The sequence below is a fragment of the Streptomyces sp. NPDC056224 genome, assembly GCF_042267665.1.
Taxonomy (GTDB): Bacteria; Actinomycetota; Actinomycetes; order Streptomycetales; family Streptomycetaceae; genus Streptomyces.
Genome location: NZ_JBHJTK010000039.1, coordinates 19,228 through 34,712 on the forward strand (window position 1 = coordinate 19,228; position 15,485 = coordinate 34,712).

Sequence of the window (15,485 nt, forward strand, 5' to 3'; positions counted from 1 at the left end):
CCGCCCGGCGAACCGGCACGGGGACGGGCCGGCCCAACTCACCCGGCCGGCCGTTGAAGTGACTCGTCATCGGATCCCTCGCGGCCACTGGCCGCCAGCAGGGAGAGCACGGCGAGCACGGCGAGCAGGATGAGGACCAGCAGCAGGACCGTGAGCACCGTGGGGTGGTTCCACAGGGCGAACACGAGCGCGAGGACGACGAGCGCGCCCACGGTGAGTGCGCGCCGGTGGGCCTCGACCCAGGTGCCGACGCCGCCGGTGCGGACCCCGTGACCGGCGCCCCAGTGCGCGGCGGAGTCGGCCGCGCGCTCGGCCCGGCCGCGCAGGCCGCGCGGCAGCCGGCCGGCGCCGGACAGGTAGGCGCCGAGCGCCACGACGACGCCGAGGACCATCGCGGTCCTGAGGCTGACCCGCAGGAACCGCACCAGGGTGTCGAAGACCGCCGCTGCCGCCGCAGGCGACTGGACCTGCTGCGGGAGGTGGTCGAGGTAGTAGCGGCGGGCGATGACCAGGGCGATGGCGACGACGAGGCAGGCGGCCGCCGCGCACAGCATGGTGGTGACGAGGGCACGCCGCCGGCGCCGCGCGAGCAGCACTCCGGCCGCGCCGAGGACGACCGTGAGCACGGGAAGCCAGTTCCCGACGACGTCCAGGAGGTGGACCCCTCCTCTGATCTTCTCCAGCTTGTCGGACTGGAAGAGCACCATCTGCTTCTTGACGTCGGGAATCTTCTCGGCCGGGGAGATCCCCGCCCTGACGAGGTCCTCCTTGACGTTCTCCACGGCGACGCCCACGTCGAGGGTCACGGTGCCGCCCTCGACCTCGACCGCGCCGCGGCCCTGACCGGTCAGCGCGCTCACCACCGCGGCGTGGGCGGCACGGTTCGCCCCGGTCCAGACCCTCTCGAACCGGTCGCTCTCCACGAACCGGGTCGCCACCTTCGAGACCGCCGCGTCCGCGGCCGAGTCCAGCTGCGGACCCAGCGCCTTGACGGCCGTACCGACCCGGGGCGGCAACCCCTGGGCCTCCAGCCACTTCGCCAGGTCGGCGGTGACCTTCGCGCCGTCGACCCGTACGTCCGCCGCCTCCGTGATGCGGTGGACGGCGGCTTCCTCGATCGCCGGGTTCGAGGCGAGCGGGGACACGGTGGAGACGTACCGGTCGGTGTCCAGCACGATGTCGTGGACCCAGACGGTGAGGAGGGAGACCGGCACGAGGATGCACGTGAGTGTGATCAGCACGGCCGAGGCGATGCTCTTCACGGTCCTGCCGGCCCGGGAGGACGCCGTCCCCCCGCGTGGTGCGGGTGCCTCGTCGGGCGGTTCGGGCGGCAGGCTCATGGCGCTCCAAAGGGCGGTGGCGAGGCAGGGGCGCTCATGACCTGCCGCACCGCTTCCATGCAGGCCGTGCAGTGCCCTTCCTCCCTGGTCTCCGGGTCGGGGGCCGGGCCGGGGACGGCCTGGCCGCACAGGGCGACGTGCTGAGCTCTGGGGATGACGTGCCAGCCGAAGCCGGTGACGGTGTACGCGGGACCTATACGCATCTCGTACATGGCTGCCTCCTCACGCCGGAGCGGGGCTGCTGGGCGTACTCCCAATAGGCCATCGCACCGGCCGGGGTGCGGGTTGTGAGCGGCCGTTCGGGTGACGCGGCCCCGCCCGGAGGAGGGTCTCCCGGCCTTTCGGGTCCTGCGGAGGGTCAGACCGCGGGGGTGGGGTAGCGATCGGTGTCGGTGCACAGCGCCCAGATGATGAAGACGTCGATGGCGATCGAGAGGATCGCCCAGAACGGCGTGTAGGGCAGCCACATGAAGTTGAGGACGATGCTGCAGGCGGCGAACGCCACACCCAGCGCCCGCGCCCAGCCCGCTTCCTTGAGGACGCCGATGCCGACGACGACGAGGATGATGCCGAGGATGAGGTGGATCCAGCCCCAGGCCGTGACGTCGAACTTGAAGACGTAGGCACCCAGTCGGGTGTAGACCTCGTCCTCGGCGATGCTGGTGATGCCCTTGATGATGGCGAAGGCGCCGTCCACCAGGAGCAGGACTCCGGCGAACATGGTGCCGCCCGCCGCCCAGGCGCTGCGGCTGTCGTGCTGCCCGCCGGGAACGCGCGGGGCGGCGGGGGTCGAAGGCTGTGCCATGAGGAGCTCCTTCATCGGACTGTGCGCCCGCAAGCGGGCGTGGATATGAGGAGGTGGGGGGTCGACCGCACGGGCCGGCAGCCCTGTCAGGTGTGCAGGCGGCTGTTGACCCCGTCGTGGGTGTCCGCGCCCTCGTCGTCGAACCAGTAGTCGCCGGCTGCCAGGTACCGGAAGGAGTGTTCGCTCTTGCCGGGCAGGGTGACCGTGACCGCCCGGGTGCCGTCGCTGCGGGCTTCGAGCGTGTGGGTGCCGGGCTGCCAGTCGTTGAAGTCGCCCACCACACTGACCGGCCCGGGCGGGGCGTCGGCGGGGAGGACGAAGGTGACCTCGGTGCGGCCCTTGCGCGGCTTGCGCTCCAGCATGGAATCGACTCCAGACGTCGTGACGGGTGGGGATCGAGACCATCCTCGGTACGGGACGACCGATCCGCATTCCGGCGCAACCGCCGCGTCACCCTTCTGCCGCATCCTGCTGCTGTCAGGGGGCGAGGGCCTGTTCGGTCCAGACCGTCTTTCCCTCGGCCGTGTACCGGGTGCCCCACCTCCGGGCGAGTTGGGCGACGATGAACAGGCCCCGCCCTCCCTCGTCGACCGTGCGGGCATGGCGAAGACGAGGGGTGGCGGTACTCGTGTCGTGGACTTCGCAGGTGAGGGTGCGGTCCTTGATGAGCCGCAGCCGCAGGGGCGGAGTCCCGTAGCGCAGCGCGTTGGTGACCAGTTCGCTGACGATCAGTTCGGTGGCGGCGGCGGTGTCCTCGTCCACGTTCCAGTCCGCGAGCTTGTTCCGGACGTGCCTGCGGGCGGTGGCCACCCCGGCGGGGTCGTCACCGAGGAACCAGGTGACCGTGGCGTGGGCGGGGAACGCGTGGGTGCGGGCGAGCAGGAGGACCGCGTCACCGGGGCTGCTGCCGCGGCGGGCGTAGAGCGCGTCGTCGCACATGTCCTGGAGGGTCCGGCGGGGCTGGGTGAGGACGTCACGGAGCAGGGCGATGTCGTCCTCGGTGCCGTCACCGCCCGCGGAGTGGAGCGAGGGGGTGTACAGGGCGAGGATGCTGCCGTCGGTGAGTTCGGCGGTGGTGGTGGCGAAGGGCGAGCCCTCCATACTGCCCAGGTCCGGTCCGACGGTGATGTCCGCGGTCTCGGTCGTCCCGTCCGCGTGGACGATCACCGGCGGCGTGGGGTGGCCGGCCGAGGCGAAGGTGCACGTGCGGGTGACGGGGTCGTACACCGTGTAGACGCAGCTCGCGGAGAGCGGCTGCCGGTACATGGGGTCACCGGTGGGCAGGGCCGCGCGTTCTCCTGCCAGGAAGGCGGCCGTGTCGTTGAGGCGTGCGAGGAGCTCGTCCGGATCCAGCTCCAGTGCCGCGAGGGAGTGGATGACGGTGCGCAGCTGCCCCATCGTGGTGGCGCTCTGGATGCCGTGGCCGGTGACGTTGCCGACGACCAGGGCCGTGCGGGCGCCTGACAGGGGGATCGCGTCGAACCAGCCTCCCCCGCCGTCGGTGCCCGGCACGTGGAGGTGGGCGGTCTCGAGGGTGCTCTGCGGGGAGGCATGGCCGGCCAGCAGATGCCGCTGGACCGTCGCGGCGATGGTGTGCTCGCGGGTGAAGCGGCGGGCGTTGTCGATGCACAGGGCGGTGTGGGCGGTCAGGTCGCGGGCGAGCTCGATGTCGCCCTCGTCGTACGGATCGGACGATCCGGTGCGGTAGAGGCTCACGAGACCCAGGGCCGCCCCGCGCAGGGCCAGGGGGGCCACCAGCAGGGTGTGGGCTCCGGAGGCGCGGATCGCGGCGGCCCTCGGCGGGTCGTTCCCCATCCACAGGCCGGCGTCGCCCAGCGGCACGAGCCGGGGCACGAGATCGGTCAGGGTCTGCGTGAAGGGAGTGGGGGAGTGGAGGCTCCGGACGTCGCCCACGGGGTGCGCCTGAGCCCGGTGCACGCCCTCGCGGGCGCGGAAGGCCGCACGGCGCAACGGCACGTCCCGGGCGAACGGCCCGGCCGGCGGCTCCTCACCGCGCACCACGGCGTCCACGACGTCGACGGCGGCGACATCGGCGAAGGCCGGCACCAGGGTGTCCACCAGCTCCTCGCAGGTGGCGATCACATCGAGGGTCCTTCCCACCTGCTCACGGACACTGTCCCGCACGCGCATCCGGGCCAGCTCCTCTTCCCGGTCCGTGACGTCGACCACCGCGACGACGGCCCCCAGGACCGCACCCTGCGGGCTCTGCAGGCGGAACACCGACACCGAGTACGTCCTCTCCCGGCCCTGATCGGCCTCGAGCCGCGAGCGCACCAGCCGCTCGCGCACGGCCACCCCGCTGTCCAGCACACCGCGGACCATCGCCTCCACCTCCTCGGGCGAGGAGTCGCGCGCGAACCGGGGTGAGGAGGGATCGGCGATCTCCGGGGAGGAGAGGTCCGCGAACGCGTCGATGAAGTGCCGGCCGATGATCCGCTCGGCAGGCACCTCGTGCATGGCCCGGGTGGCGGTGTTGATCCGCACCACCCTCAGGTCCGCGTCCAGAACGTGCAGGCCCACCGGTGACTGGGTGAACAGGGCGTCCAGAACCGCCGGCCCCAGGTCCTCCGGAGCGCCCTGCGGCAGCCGCCGGAACGGATCATGGTGGGTCACGGAAATCACCTCCGGTACCAGCCTGCCCGACGGAGCAGCCTGCGGCCCCGCGCGCTACCGGGGGCGTACCTCGATCAGCTCCATCCGGGACCCGGCTGGAGCCATCGGCGAAGGGCGCGCTGATCAGGGATTTCGTGGCGGACGTGGGCAGTGGGGGCGGGCGGACGGCACCCCGTGAGAGATCAAAAAGGCGGCGAGGTAGCATATGAGCGCCGCCTAGCTCGAAAGATAAACCTGTGACTGTCAAAGACGACTCGTTCACCAATTGGAAGAACCGCGAGGAGATCGCGGAGTCGATGATCCCGATCATCGGGAAGCTGCACCGTGAGCGGGACGTCACGGTCCTGCTGCACAGCCGCTCCTTGGTGAACAAGTCGGTGGTCAGCATCCTCAAGACCCACCGCTTCGCCCGCCAGATAGCAGGCGAGGAGCTCTCGGTCACCGAGACCCTGCCGTTCCTGCAGGCGCTCACCACCCTCGATCTCGGCCCTTCCCAGATCGACATCGGCATGCTCGCCGCGACGTACAAGAGCGACGACCGCGGCCTGTCGGTGCAGGAGTTCACCGCCTCCGCCGTCGCCGGCGCCACCGGCGACAACAAGATCGAGCGCCGCGAGGGCCGCGACGTGGTCCTCTACGGCTTCGGCCGCATCGGCCGCCTCGTCGCCCGCCTCCTCATCGAGAAGGCCGGCTCGGGCAACGGCCTGCGCCTGCGCGCCATCGTCGTGCGCGGCGGCGGTGACCAGGACCTGGTCAAGCGCGCCTCGCTGCTGCGGCGCGACTCCATCCACGGCCAGTTCCAGGGCACCATCACCGTGGACGAGGCGACGAGCACGATCATCGCCAACGGCAACGCGATCAAGGTGATCTACGCCAACGACCCGTCCGAGGTCGACTACACGGCGTACGGCATCAAGGACGCCATCCTCATCGACAACACGGGCAAGTGGCGGGACCGCGAGGGCCTGTCGAAGCACCTGCGTCCGGGTGTCGACAAGGTCGTCCTGACCGCTCCGGGCAAGGGCGACGTCCCGAACATCGTGCACGGCGTCAACCACGACACGATCAAGCCGGACGAGCAGATCCTGTCCTGCGCCTCCTGCACGACCAACGCGATCGTCCCGCCGCTGAAGGCCATGGACGACGAGTACGGCGTCCTGCGCGGCCACGTCGAGACCGTCCACTCGTTCACCAATGACCAGAACCTCCTGGACAACTACCACAAGGCGGACCGTCGCGGCCGCTCCGCGCCGCTGAACATGGTCATCACCGAGACCGGTGCCGCCTCCGCGGTCGCCAAGGCGCTGCCCGACCTCAAGGCGCCCATCACCGGCAGCTCGATCCGCGTCCCCGTCCCGGACGTCTCGATCGCCATCCTCAGCCTGCGCCTGGGCCGCGAGACCACGCGCGCGGAGGTCCTCGACTACCTCCGCGACGTTTCGCTGCACTCGCCGCTGAAGCGCCAGATCGACTTCACCACCGCTCCCGACGCCGTCTCCATGGACTTCGTCGGCTCGCGCCACGCCTCGATCGTCGACGCGGGCGCCACCAAGGTCGACGGCGACAACGCGATCCTCTACCTGTGGTACGACAACGAGTTCGGCTACTCGTGCCAGGTGATCCGCGTCGTCCAGCACGTCTCCGGGGTGGAGTACCCGACCTACCCGGTCCCGCTGGTCTGATCCGCACAGCCGACCGCCGACTGCCGCCCGGAGCGGCGGTCGGCGGTTTGCTTTTTGGTGCCGAGATGTCATGGACATGACTTGCTAGGCGGGCGCATTCGCTAATGCATCGACAAGTGTCTTCTATGTGTGGGTAGTTCGAAGAGTGTGGTCATTGTGAGGGGCTCGGGGGGAGGTCTCTTTAAGAAAGCTTGTTGAACAACGCTGACGGCCGGGGCGGCCTTGAATCAACTCCGGTAATCGGTCAGGGTTTCGAGGCGGCCCCCGGAGATCTTCCGGGTCCGGAGGGGTCGCGCAACACGCATTGACGCCCCACACGTCAACACGAGGAGCACTCTCTTCATGTCAACTCGACTGCACGCACGCACCCGTTCGCACGGCTTCCGGATTCTTGCAGTGGCCACGGGAGTCGCCACTGCAACCGGTGTCTGCATGATGCTGTCCCCCTTCGCCGGCGCAAGCGCACCCGCCGAGGGAACGGTGTACGGGCTCGGCGCACCCGGAGCGCTGAGCGGCAGCTACATCGTCATCCTCGACAAGAACGCCGACAAGCAGGCTCTCGCCAAGAAGTACGGCGGCGAGCTGAAGCGGACCTACACGTCCGCGGTCAACGGCTTCTCCGCGTCCGGACTTTCGGAGACCGGCGCCAAGCGGCTCGCGGCCGATCCGGCCGTGGGCAAGGTCGTCCAGAACAAGAAGTTCTCCATCAACAGCACCCAGGACAACCCCCCGTCCTGGGGCCTCGACCGCATCGACCAGAAGGAGACGGCGGGGGACAAGAAGTACACGTACCCCGACGCGGGCGGCGAGGGGGTCACCGCGTACGTCATCGACACCGGCGTGCGGATCACCCACAAGGACTTCGGCGGGCGCGCCCAGCACGGCTTCGACGCCGTGGACAACGACCAGAGCGCCGACGACGGCAACGGGCACGGCACGCACGTCGCCGGGACCATCGCGGGCACCTCCCACGGGGTGGCCAAGAAGGCCAAGGTCGTCGCCGTCCGGGTGCTCGACGACAACGGGTCGGGCACCACCGAGCAGGTCGTGGCGGGCATCGACTGGGTGACGCAGCATCACAGCGGGCCCTCGGTGGCCAACATGAGCCTCGGCGGCGGCGCCGACGAGGCGCTCGACGAGGCGGTGCGCCGGTCGATAGCCTCCGGCGTCACGTTCGCCGTCGCGGCGGGCAACGAGTCCTCCGACGCCGGACAGGGCTCTCCCTCGCGGGTCCCGGAGGCCGTCACGGTGGCTTCCAGCACGGCCGACGACGCCCAGTCCTCGTTCTCCAACTTCGGTTCCGTCGTGGACCTCTACGCGCCGGGATCGGACATCACCTCCGCCTGGAACGACAGTGACACCGGCACGAAGACCATCTCCGGCACCTCGATGGCGACCCCGCACGTGGTCGGGGCGGCGGCCCTCTACCTGGCCGGACACAAGGACGCGTCGCCCGCGCAGGTCGCGCAGGCCCTGACCGGCGGGGCGACCGCGGGGAAGATCACCAACCCGAGCAGCGGAACGCCGAACAAGCTGCTGAAGGTGTCCGAGAAGTAAGCGGACCCGCCCCATAGGAACACCGGGGCCGCCGCACCCGAGGGGGGATGCGGCGGCCCCGGCGCGTGTCAGCGGGGCGAGCGCGTCAGCGCACCCACGGCTTCCACACCTGCTCGTTGCGCTCCACCCACTTCTCGGCCGCCTGCTCCGGCGGCAGCTTCTCCTCGGCGATCATCAAGGCCACCTCGTTCTGCTCCTCGACGCTCCAGCGGAACTTCTTCAGGAACGCGGCAGCCTGCCCGCCCGACTCCGCGAAGCGCGTGTTCAGGTACTTCTGCAGCGGCGTGTGGGGATAGGCGCAGGCCACCTTCCGCGGGTCGGCGTCGCAGCCCTCCTGGTACTCGGGCAGCTTCACCTCCGTCATCGGGACCCGTTCGAACAGCCACTGCGGCTTGTACCAGTAGGTGAGGAAGGGCTTGTGCTCCTTCGCGAACTGCCGGATCTGGGTGATCTGCGCGGCCTCGGAACCGGCGAAGACGACCTCGAGGTCCAGGTCCAGGTTCTTCACCAGCGCCTTGTCGTTCGTGACGTACGACGGGGAGCCGTCCAGCAGCTGGCCCTTTCCGCGGCTCTCGGCGGTGCGCAGCTGGTCGGCGTACTTGTCGAGGTTCTTCCAGTCGGTGACGTCCGGATGCGCCTCGGCGAAGTACGTGGGGACGAACCAGCCGATGTGCCCGGTCACCCCCAGCTCGCCACCCCGGGTGATGGTCTTCTTGTCCTCGACGTACCGCTTCTCCTGCTCCGGGTGGCCCCAGTCCTCCAGGATCGCGTCGACCCGGCCCTGGCTGAGTGCGTCCCACGCGGGGACCTCGTCCACCTGGACGGTGTCGACGCGGTAGCCCAGCTCGTGTTCGAGGAGGTAGGCGGCGACGGCGGTGTTCGCCTGGGCGCCGACCCAGGACTGGACGGACAGGGTGACGGTCTTCGCGCCCTGCGCTGCGGCGTACGGGGAGGTCTGGCGGGTCATGTCGGCCGCGCCGCAGCCGGTGAGCACGGCGAGGGCCGTGCCGGTGGCGACCGCGGCGGGGAGCACGGCGCGGACCCGTCGGGCCCGTCGGCCCGGGCGGCCGGGCGTGTGGTGTCGGATCGGCATGGTCAGGCCTCCTTCGCGGGCTGGGTGACGCGGTCGAGCATCAGGCCGAGGCAGACGATCGCGGCGCCGGCGACCAGGCCGGTGGCCAGATCGCCCTGGGCGAGGCCGAGTACGACGTCGTAACCGAGCGCGCCGCCGCCGACCAGGCCGCCGATGATGACGACGGCGAGGACCAGCACCACCGCCTGGTTCACGGCCAGCAGCAGCGCGGGCCGGGCCAGCGGCAGCTGGACCTGGCGCAGTTGCTGCGAGGCGGTGGCGCCCAGCGAACGGGCCGACTCCATGGCCGCCGGGTTCACCCCGCCCAGGCCCTCGGTGGTGATGCGGACGACGGCGGGCAGCGCGTACACGACGGCGGCGGCCGCCGCCGGAGCGCGGCCCACGCCGAACAGGGCGACCACGGGGATCAGGTAGACGAACTGGGGCATGGTCTGGCACACGTCGAGCACCGGGCGCAGCAGCCGCTGGGCGCGGGCGCTGCGGGCGGCGCCGATACCGATCGCGAATCCGAGGACGAGGGTGACGGCGACCGCGGCCAGCACCTGGGAGAGCGTGTCGAGGGACGGCTCCCACACACCCAGGACCCCGATGGCGGCCAGGGCGAGCACGGCGGTCAGCGCCGTGCGCCGAGTGCCGACGATCAGGCCCAGCGCGGCGACCAGGAACAGCAGCAGCCACCAGGGCGCGGCCTGCAGCCCGGCGCGCAGCGGATCGAGGATCCAGCCGGTGAAGCGCGCCGCCCAGTCGGCGGTACCGCCGACCACGGGAACCCCGGAGTAGAGGTGAGCGGTCATCCAGGCCACCGCCCGGTTCACGGGCTCCGCGATCGGCACGGTCCAGGACCCGGGCCACAGCGAGGTGTCCGCCATCCGGCCCGCGACCGCCGCGGCGACGCCCGCGAGGACGGTGAGCAGCCGTCCGTACCAGCCCGAGAACACCCTTCTCAGCAGCGGCTGTTCCGCGGGCGGCACCGGCGGGACGCTCAGCCGGGTACCCGCCGCTTCGGTGGTGCGGTCCAGCACCACGGCGAGCAGCACGATGGGGACGCCGGCGGCGAGCGCCGCACCCACGTCGACCGAGGCGAGGGCCTGGTAGACCCGGTCCCCGAGACCGCCCGCACCGATCACGGAGGCGATGACGGCCATCGACAGCGCCATCATGACCGACTGGTTGACACCGAGCAGCAGCTGCCGGACGGCCAGCGGCAGCCGCGCGGTGAGCAGGCGCTGGCACCGGGTCGCGCCGAGCGAGGACGCGGCCTCCAGCACCCCGGCGTCGGCCTCGCGCAGGCCCAGCGCGGTGAGCCGGGCCATCGGCGGGGCCGCGTACACCACCGTGGCGAGCACGGCGGCCGGTACGCCGATGCCGAAGACCAGCACCATCGGCAGCAGGTACGCGAAGGCGGGGAGTACCTGCATGGTGTCGAGGACCGGGCGCAGCGCCCGGTCCGCGCGCCGCGACAACCCGGCGGCGAGGCCCAGCAGCGCACCGACCGCGACGGAGGCGGCGACGGCCACGACCATCAGGGCCAGGGTCTGCATCGTCGGCACCCACATGCCGAGCAGTCCGCAGGCGGCGAAGGCCGCCACGCACGTGACGGCGAGCCGCACGCCGGCCAGGCGCAGGGCGACGAGGCCCGCCAGGGCGGTGACGCCGGTCCAGCCCGCGGCGAGCAGGACGACGTACACCGCGCGGACGGACACCACCACGGCGTTGCTCACGTGCCCGAAGAAGTAGAGGAAGAGCGGATGGCCGTCGCGGTTGTCGATGATCCAGTCCCCGGCCCGGCCGAGCGGCCCGGAGACGTCGACGGAGAGGGCGGCCGGCCAGCCGCCGGCGCCCGGGAACGCCATCGCGAGCGGGAGCAGCACCACGGCGAGGACGGCGAGGGGCAGGAGCCCGCGGCCGATCCGGTGGTGCGACAGCAGGGCCTTCAGGCGGCCGCCGGGTGCGCCGGCGGCCGCGGACCCGGGGCGATCGGGCCGTCTGGCCGCGCCCGGCCGGGCAGGGCCGCGGCCGGATCCTTCGGACCGTCCGGACCGGTCCTGCTCTCCCGGCTTCCGCACGGGTGTGGTCGTCGCGGTCATCCGCGCCACCTCCCGGGGACGGGGGCGGGCACCGCGCGGCGGGTACGGCGCGTCATGCCGCCACCCCCCGATCGGGCGCGGCCGGCAGACCGGCCACCACGGCGAGCAGCCCCGCGTCGTCGACGACGCCGAGGCACCGGCCGTCGTCGACGATCCGCGCCGGACCGCCGCTGCGGGCGACCGCCTCGATGGCTTCCACCACGGTGGTGGCGGGGGTGAGCGCGGGGCCCTGGCCGGCCTCGGCGGCCGTCGCGGGGCGCATCGCGCTGCGTACCGTGAGCACCTGCTCGCGCGGCACATCGCGGACGAAGTCCCGTACGTAGTCGTCGGCGGGCGAGCCCACGATCTCCTCGGGGGTGCCGAGCTGCACGATCCGGCCGTCGCGCATCAGCGCGATCCGGTCACCGAGGCGCAGCGCCTCGGACAGGTCGTGGGTGATGAAGACCATCGTGCGGCCCTCCTCGTGATGGAGCCGGGCCACCTCGTCCTGCATCTCGCGGCGGATCAGCGGATCGAGCGCGCTGAACGGCTCGTCGAACAGGAGCACTTCCGGATCGGCGGCCAGGGCGCGCGCGAGACCGACCCGCTGCTGCTGACCGCCGGACAGCTGGCCGGGACGGCGGTCCCCAAGGCCTTCGAGACCGACCTTGGTGATCATCTCGGCGGCCTTGGCGCGCCGGTCGGGCCGGCTCATGCCCTGGATCTCCAGACCGTAGGCGACGTTGTCCAGCACGGTGCGGTGCGGCAGCAGTCCGAAGTGCTGGAAGACCATGGCGGCACGGTGGCGGCGCAGCTCGCGCAGCCGGGCCGCGTCCATGGCGAGGACGTCCTCACCGTCGATGGCGAGGGACCCGGCGGTGGGTTCGATCAGCCGGGTCAGGCAACGCACCAGGGTGGACTTGCCCGAGCCGGACAGGCCCATGACGACGAAGACCTCCCCCTTGCGGACGTCGAACGAGACGTCGCGGACGGCGGCGGTGCACCCCGTCCGCTCCCGCAGTTCGGCGGCCGGCAGCGCGGCGTGGTCGGAGCCCGGCACGCGGGCGGCCTTGCGCGACGGACCGAAGACCTTCCACAGGCCCTGGACGGAGAACACGGGAGGCACGCCGGCGTCGGGGCCGCCGCCCGCACCGGGAACGGCGGAGCCGGTATGAACCGCGGTCACCGGACCTCACCGCCCAGCAGCTCGGCGGCCTTCTCGCCGACCATCAGCACGCCGATCATCGGGTTCACGGCGGGCATCGTCGGGAAGACGGAGGCGTCCGCGATGCGGATGCCGTCGAGGCCGCGTACCTTCAAGTCAGGTCCCACTACTGCCCGTTCGTCGTCGGCGGCGCCCATCTTGCAGGTGCCCGCCGGGTGGTAGACGGTGTGCGCCACCGAGCGGGCGTACGCGCTCAGCGCCTCGTCGTCCGTGATCTCCGGGCCCGGGCACACCTCGCGCCCCAGCCATCCGGCCAGCGGCTCGGTCGCGGCGATCTCGCGGGCCAGTCTGATGCCGTCCACCAGCGTCCTGGCGTCGTAGTCGTCCTCGTCCGTGAAGTAGCGGAAGTCGAGGGCGGGCTTGACCTCGGGATCGGCGCTCGTGAGGTAGAGACGTCCGCGGCTGCGCGGCTTGGGGATGTTGGGGGTCAACGAGACGCCGTGCGCGGGGCGTTCGTAGCCGAGGCGCTCCGGGTTGTCGGTGAACGGGATCTGGTAGAAGTGGAACATCAGGTCGGGCCCGGGGGAGTCCGGGTCGCGCCGGACGAACAGTCCCGCGTCGCTGTCCATCGCCGAGTTCTCGGGGATCGGACCGTCCGTCTCCCAGACGATCACGGACTCCGGGTGGTCGAGCAGATTTTCGCCGACCCCCGGCAGGTCGTGGACGACGGGGATGCCGAGCGCCTCCAGGTCCGCGGCGGGACCGATGCCGGAGTGCAGCAGCAGGCGCGGGGTGTCCACGGCGCCCGCGCACACCAGCACCTCGCGACGGGCGCGGACCAGCGACCGCGTGCCGTCCGCGGCGCGGACGCGGACCCCGCGCGCCCGGGTGCCCTCCAGCTCCAGGCGGTACGCCCAGGTCTCCAGCAGGATCCGCAGGTTGGGCCGTTCGTCCATCACCGGGTGGAGGTAGGCGACCGAGGCCGACGAGCGCTTGTTGTCCTCGGGGTGGTAGGCGAGGTCGAAGAACCCGACGCCCTCGTGGAAGGGCTTGCGGTTGAAGCCCTCGACGAGGGGCACCCCCAGCGCGCCCCGGGCCGCGTCCACGAAGTCGCGGGCGATGGCGTTGCGGTCCGCCTCGCCGACCGGAACGATGTTGTTGAGGAGCCGCTCGAAGTACGGGTCCATGGCGGCCGCGTGCCAGCCCTCGGCGCCCGCCTGCGACCATTCGTCCCAGTCGGAGGGGAGCGGCTTGAAGGAGATCAGGGTGTTGTGCGAGGAGCAGCCGCCCAGGACGCGGGCCCGGCTGTGGCGGATGTGCGAGTTGCCGCGAGGCTGCTCGGTGGTGGGGTAGTCGTAGTCGAGCTCACCGCCGAGCAGGCCCATCCAGCGGCGCAGGGTGAGCACGTCGGGGCGGTCGACGTCGCTCGGTCCGCCCTCGATGACGGCGACGGTGACGTCGGGGTCCTCGGTCAGGCGGGAGGCGATCACCGAGCCGGCGGTGCCGCCGCCGACGATGACGTAGTCGAATTCCAGGCCGTGGCCGTGGTTCTGATTCCGGTCGTGCTCGTGCTCGTGTTCGCGCTCGTCGTGGTGCGTGGTGGTCGTGGTCATGTCTCTCCTGCCCCCCCCGTCAGCCCGCGAACCAGCGCACGGGGCGCGGAGCGAGGTTCTCGTACACGTGCTTGGTCTCCTGGTACTCGGCCAGGCCCGACGGGCCGAGCTCGCGGCCGATGCCGGACTTCCCGAAGCCACCCCACTCGGCCTGCGGCAGGTAGGGGTGGAAGTCGTTGATCCAGACGGTGCCGTGGCGCAGCCGGCCGGCCACCCGGCGGGCGCGGTCCCGGTCCGACGACCAGACGGCGCCCGCGAGGCCGTATTCGGTGTCGTTGGCGAGCGCGACGGCCTGTTCCTCCGTGCGGAAGGTCTCCACGGTCAGGACCGGACCGAAGACCTCCTCGCGCACGACGCGCATGCCGCGGTGGCAGCGGTCGAGGACGGTGGGCCGGTAGAAGTAGCCCGGGCCTGCGGGCCGTTCGCCCCCGGCGCGCAGTACGGCGCCCTCGGCGAGCGCGGAGGCGACGTACGACTCGGTCCGCGCCAGCTGGGCGGCGGAGACCAGGGGGCCGCATTCGATGCCCGGGTCGGTGCCGCGGCCGATGCGGATCTTCTCGGCGCGGCGGGCGAGTTCGGCGACGAAGCGCTCGCGCAGGGACTCCTCGAGGATCAGGCGCGAGCCGGCCGAGCACACCTGGCCGCTGTGCATGAAGGCCGCGTTGAGGGCCTGGTCGACGGCGGTGTCGAAGCCGTCCTCGGTGGCGCAGGCGTCGGCGAAGACGACATTGGGGTTCTTGCCGCCGAGTTCGAGGGCGACCTTCTTGACCGTATCGGCGGCCGCGCGCATGACCTTCGTGCCGCTGGCCAGTCCGCCGGTGAAGGAGACCAGGTCGACGTCGGGATGGGCGGCGAGGCGGGCGCCGACCGGATCGCCGGCCCCGGTGACCAGATTGGCGACCCCGGCCGGCAGGCCCGCCTCGGCCAGCAGCTCGATGAGGGCCACCGTGGTCAGCGGGGTGAGCTCGCTCGGCTTGATCACGAAGGTGTTGCCCGCCGCCAGGGCCGGGGCGATCTTCCAGCTGGCCTGGAGCAAGGGGTAGTTCCACGGGGTGATCAGGGCGCACACCCCGACCGGCTCGTGCACCACGACGCTGCGGATGTCGGGGGATCCGGCGTCCACGACCCGGCCCGCGCTCTGCTGCGTGACGAGGTCGGCGAAGTAGCGGAAGGCGTCGCCGACGCAGTCCACGTCCACGCGGCCCTCTTCGAGGGTCTTGCCCGCGTCCCGGCTCTCCAGGAGGCCGATGCGCTCACGGTCGCGCTGGAGCAGGTCGGCCGTACGGCGCAGCAGTGCCGCACGATCGGCGACCGGGGTGCCCGGCCAGGGCCCGCCGTCGAACGCGGCCCGTGCGGCGCCGACCGCCGTGTTGGTGTCGGCGGTGGCGCCCTCCGCGACCACGGCGAGGACGGTGGCGTCCACGGGATCCAGGATTTCCCTGGTGGCTCCCGATGCCGCGGACCGCCAAGTCCCGGCTGTGTAGATGGTCTTTTGCTCCGACACGACGCGCTGTACCTCCGGTTTCGACA

The 15,485-nt window shown here is 71.7% G+C and carries 12 protein-coding genes; 2 read left to right on the plus strand and 10 right to left on the minus strand.

Going from position 1 to position 15,485, the window contains the following annotated elements:
- Positions 1–38 precede the first annotated feature (38 nt).
- The 5 genes from ACFCZ1_RS30765 to ACFCZ1_RS30785 all read right to left on the minus strand — a co-directional run bounded on the left by ACFCZ1_RS30765 (position 39) and on the right by ACFCZ1_RS30785 (position 4,779).
- Complete coding sequence (locus ACFCZ1_RS30765; RefSeq protein ID WP_376681540.1) at positions 39–1,340, minus strand: hypothetical protein; 1,302 nt, start codon at positions 1,338–1,340, stop codon at positions 39–41.
- Positions 1,337–1,552, minus strand: coding sequence for a hypothetical protein (locus tag ACFCZ1_RS30770; RefSeq protein WP_376681541.1), 216 nt, complete (start codon positions 1,550–1,552; stop codon positions 1,337–1,339). Before ACFCZ1_RS30770 ends, ACFCZ1_RS30765 begins: the two co-directional genes overlap by 4 nt.
- Before the next feature lie 146 nt (positions 1,553–1,698).
- Positions 1,699–2,145: a hypothetical protein gene (locus ACFCZ1_RS30775; RefSeq protein WP_376681542.1), complete on the minus strand. Its 447-nt coding sequence runs from the start codon at positions 2,143–2,145 to the stop codon at positions 1,699–1,701.
- Positions 2,146–2,231: 86 nt separating this feature from the next.
- Positions 2,232–2,507, minus strand: coding sequence for an isoamylase early set domain-containing protein (locus ACFCZ1_RS30780; RefSeq protein ID WP_376681543.1), 276 nt, complete (start codon positions 2,505–2,507; stop codon positions 2,232–2,234).
- A gap of 115 nt (positions 2,508–2,622) precedes the next feature.
- Positions 2,623–4,779 (minus strand): SpoIIE family protein phosphatase, encoded by a 2,157-nt coding sequence (locus ACFCZ1_RS30785; RefSeq protein ID WP_376681544.1) that lies wholly within the window; start codon positions 4,777–4,779, stop codon positions 2,623–2,625.
- A gap of 236 nt (positions 4,780–5,015) precedes the next feature.
- On the opposite strand from ACFCZ1_RS30785, the gene ACFCZ1_RS30790 reads away from it, so the two are divergent.
- On the plus strand, positions 5,016–6,461 hold the full coding sequence (locus ACFCZ1_RS30790; RefSeq protein WP_376681545.1) for a glyceraldehyde-3-phosphate dehydrogenase: 1,446 nt from the start codon (positions 5,016–5,018) through the stop codon (positions 6,459–6,461).
- A 342-nt stretch (positions 6,462–6,803) separates the two neighbouring features.
- Positions 6,804–8,018 carry a S8 family serine peptidase gene (locus tag ACFCZ1_RS30795; RefSeq protein WP_376681546.1) on the plus strand — a complete coding sequence of 405 codons (1,215 nt, stop codon included), beginning with the start codon at positions 6,804–6,806 and terminating at the stop codon, positions 8,016–8,018.
- Positions 8,019–8,103: 85 nt separating this feature from the next.
- On the opposite strand, the gene ACFCZ1_RS30800 is transcribed toward ACFCZ1_RS30795, so the two are convergent.
- The 5 genes from ACFCZ1_RS30800 to ACFCZ1_RS30820 all read right to left on the minus strand — a co-directional run bounded on the left by ACFCZ1_RS30800 (position 8,104) and on the right by ACFCZ1_RS30820 (position 15,459).
- Positions 8,104–8,985, minus strand: a complete 882-nt coding sequence (locus ACFCZ1_RS30800) for an ABC transporter substrate-binding protein (protein WP_376681576.1) — start codon at positions 8,983–8,985, stop codon at positions 8,104–8,106.
- A 128-nt stretch (positions 8,986–9,113) separates the two neighbouring features.
- A complete protein-coding gene (locus ACFCZ1_RS30805) occupies positions 9,114–11,198 on the minus strand; it encodes an ABC transporter permease subunit (RefSeq protein WP_376681547.1) in 2,085 nt (694 codons plus the stop codon).
- 52 nt (positions 11,199–11,250) lie between these two features.
- Positions 11,251–12,303 (minus strand): glycine betaine/L-proline ABC transporter ATP-binding protein, encoded by a 1,053-nt coding sequence (locus ACFCZ1_RS30810; protein WP_376681577.1) that lies wholly within the window; start codon positions 12,301–12,303, stop codon positions 11,251–11,253.
- A 56-nt stretch (positions 12,304–12,359) separates the two neighbouring features.
- Positions 12,360–13,955, minus strand: a complete 1,596-nt coding sequence (locus tag ACFCZ1_RS30815; protein WP_376681548.1) for a GMC family oxidoreductase — start codon at positions 13,953–13,955, stop codon at positions 12,360–12,362.
- Between the two features lie 19 nt (positions 13,956–13,974).
- Positions 13,975–15,459 (minus strand): aldehyde dehydrogenase family protein, encoded by a 1,485-nt coding sequence (locus tag ACFCZ1_RS30820; protein ID WP_376681549.1) that lies wholly within the window; start codon positions 15,457–15,459, stop codon positions 13,975–13,977.
- Between the last annotated feature and the right edge of the window lie 26 nt (positions 15,460–15,485).

What these genes read in the sequence shown, in the direction of transcription:
- ACFCZ1_RS30765 (WP_376681540.1), bottom strand. Translation starts at nt 1,340, where the DNA reads ATGAGCCTGCCGCCCGAACCGCCCGACGAGGCACCCGCACCACGCGGG.
- ACFCZ1_RS30770 (WP_376681541.1), bottom strand. Translation starts at nt 1,552, where the DNA reads ATGTACGAGATGCGTATAGGTCCCGCGTACACCGTCACCGGCTTCGGC.
- ACFCZ1_RS30775 (WP_376681542.1), bottom strand. Translation starts at nt 2,145, where the DNA reads ATGGCACAGCCTTCGACCCCCGCCGCCCCGCGCGTTCCCGGCGGGCAG.
- ACFCZ1_RS30780 (WP_376681543.1), bottom strand. Translation starts at nt 2,507, where the DNA reads ATGCTGGAGCGCAAGCCGCGCAAGGGCCGCACCGAGGTCACCTTCGTC.
- ACFCZ1_RS30795 (WP_376681546.1), top strand. Translation starts at nt 6,804, where the DNA reads ATGTCAACTCGACTGCACGCACGCACCCGTTCGCACGGCTTCCGGATT.
- ACFCZ1_RS30800 (WP_376681576.1), bottom strand. Translation starts at nt 8,985, where the DNA reads ATGACCCGCCAGACCTCCCCGTACGCCGCAGCGCAGGGCGCGAAGACC.
- ACFCZ1_RS30805 (WP_376681547.1), bottom strand. Translation starts at nt 11,198, where the DNA reads ATGACCGCGACGACCACACCCGTGCGGAAGCCGGGAGAGCAGGACCGG.
- ACFCZ1_RS30815 (WP_376681548.1), bottom strand. Translation starts at nt 13,955, where the DNA reads ATGACCACGACCACCACGCACCACGACGAGCGCGAACACGAGCACGAG.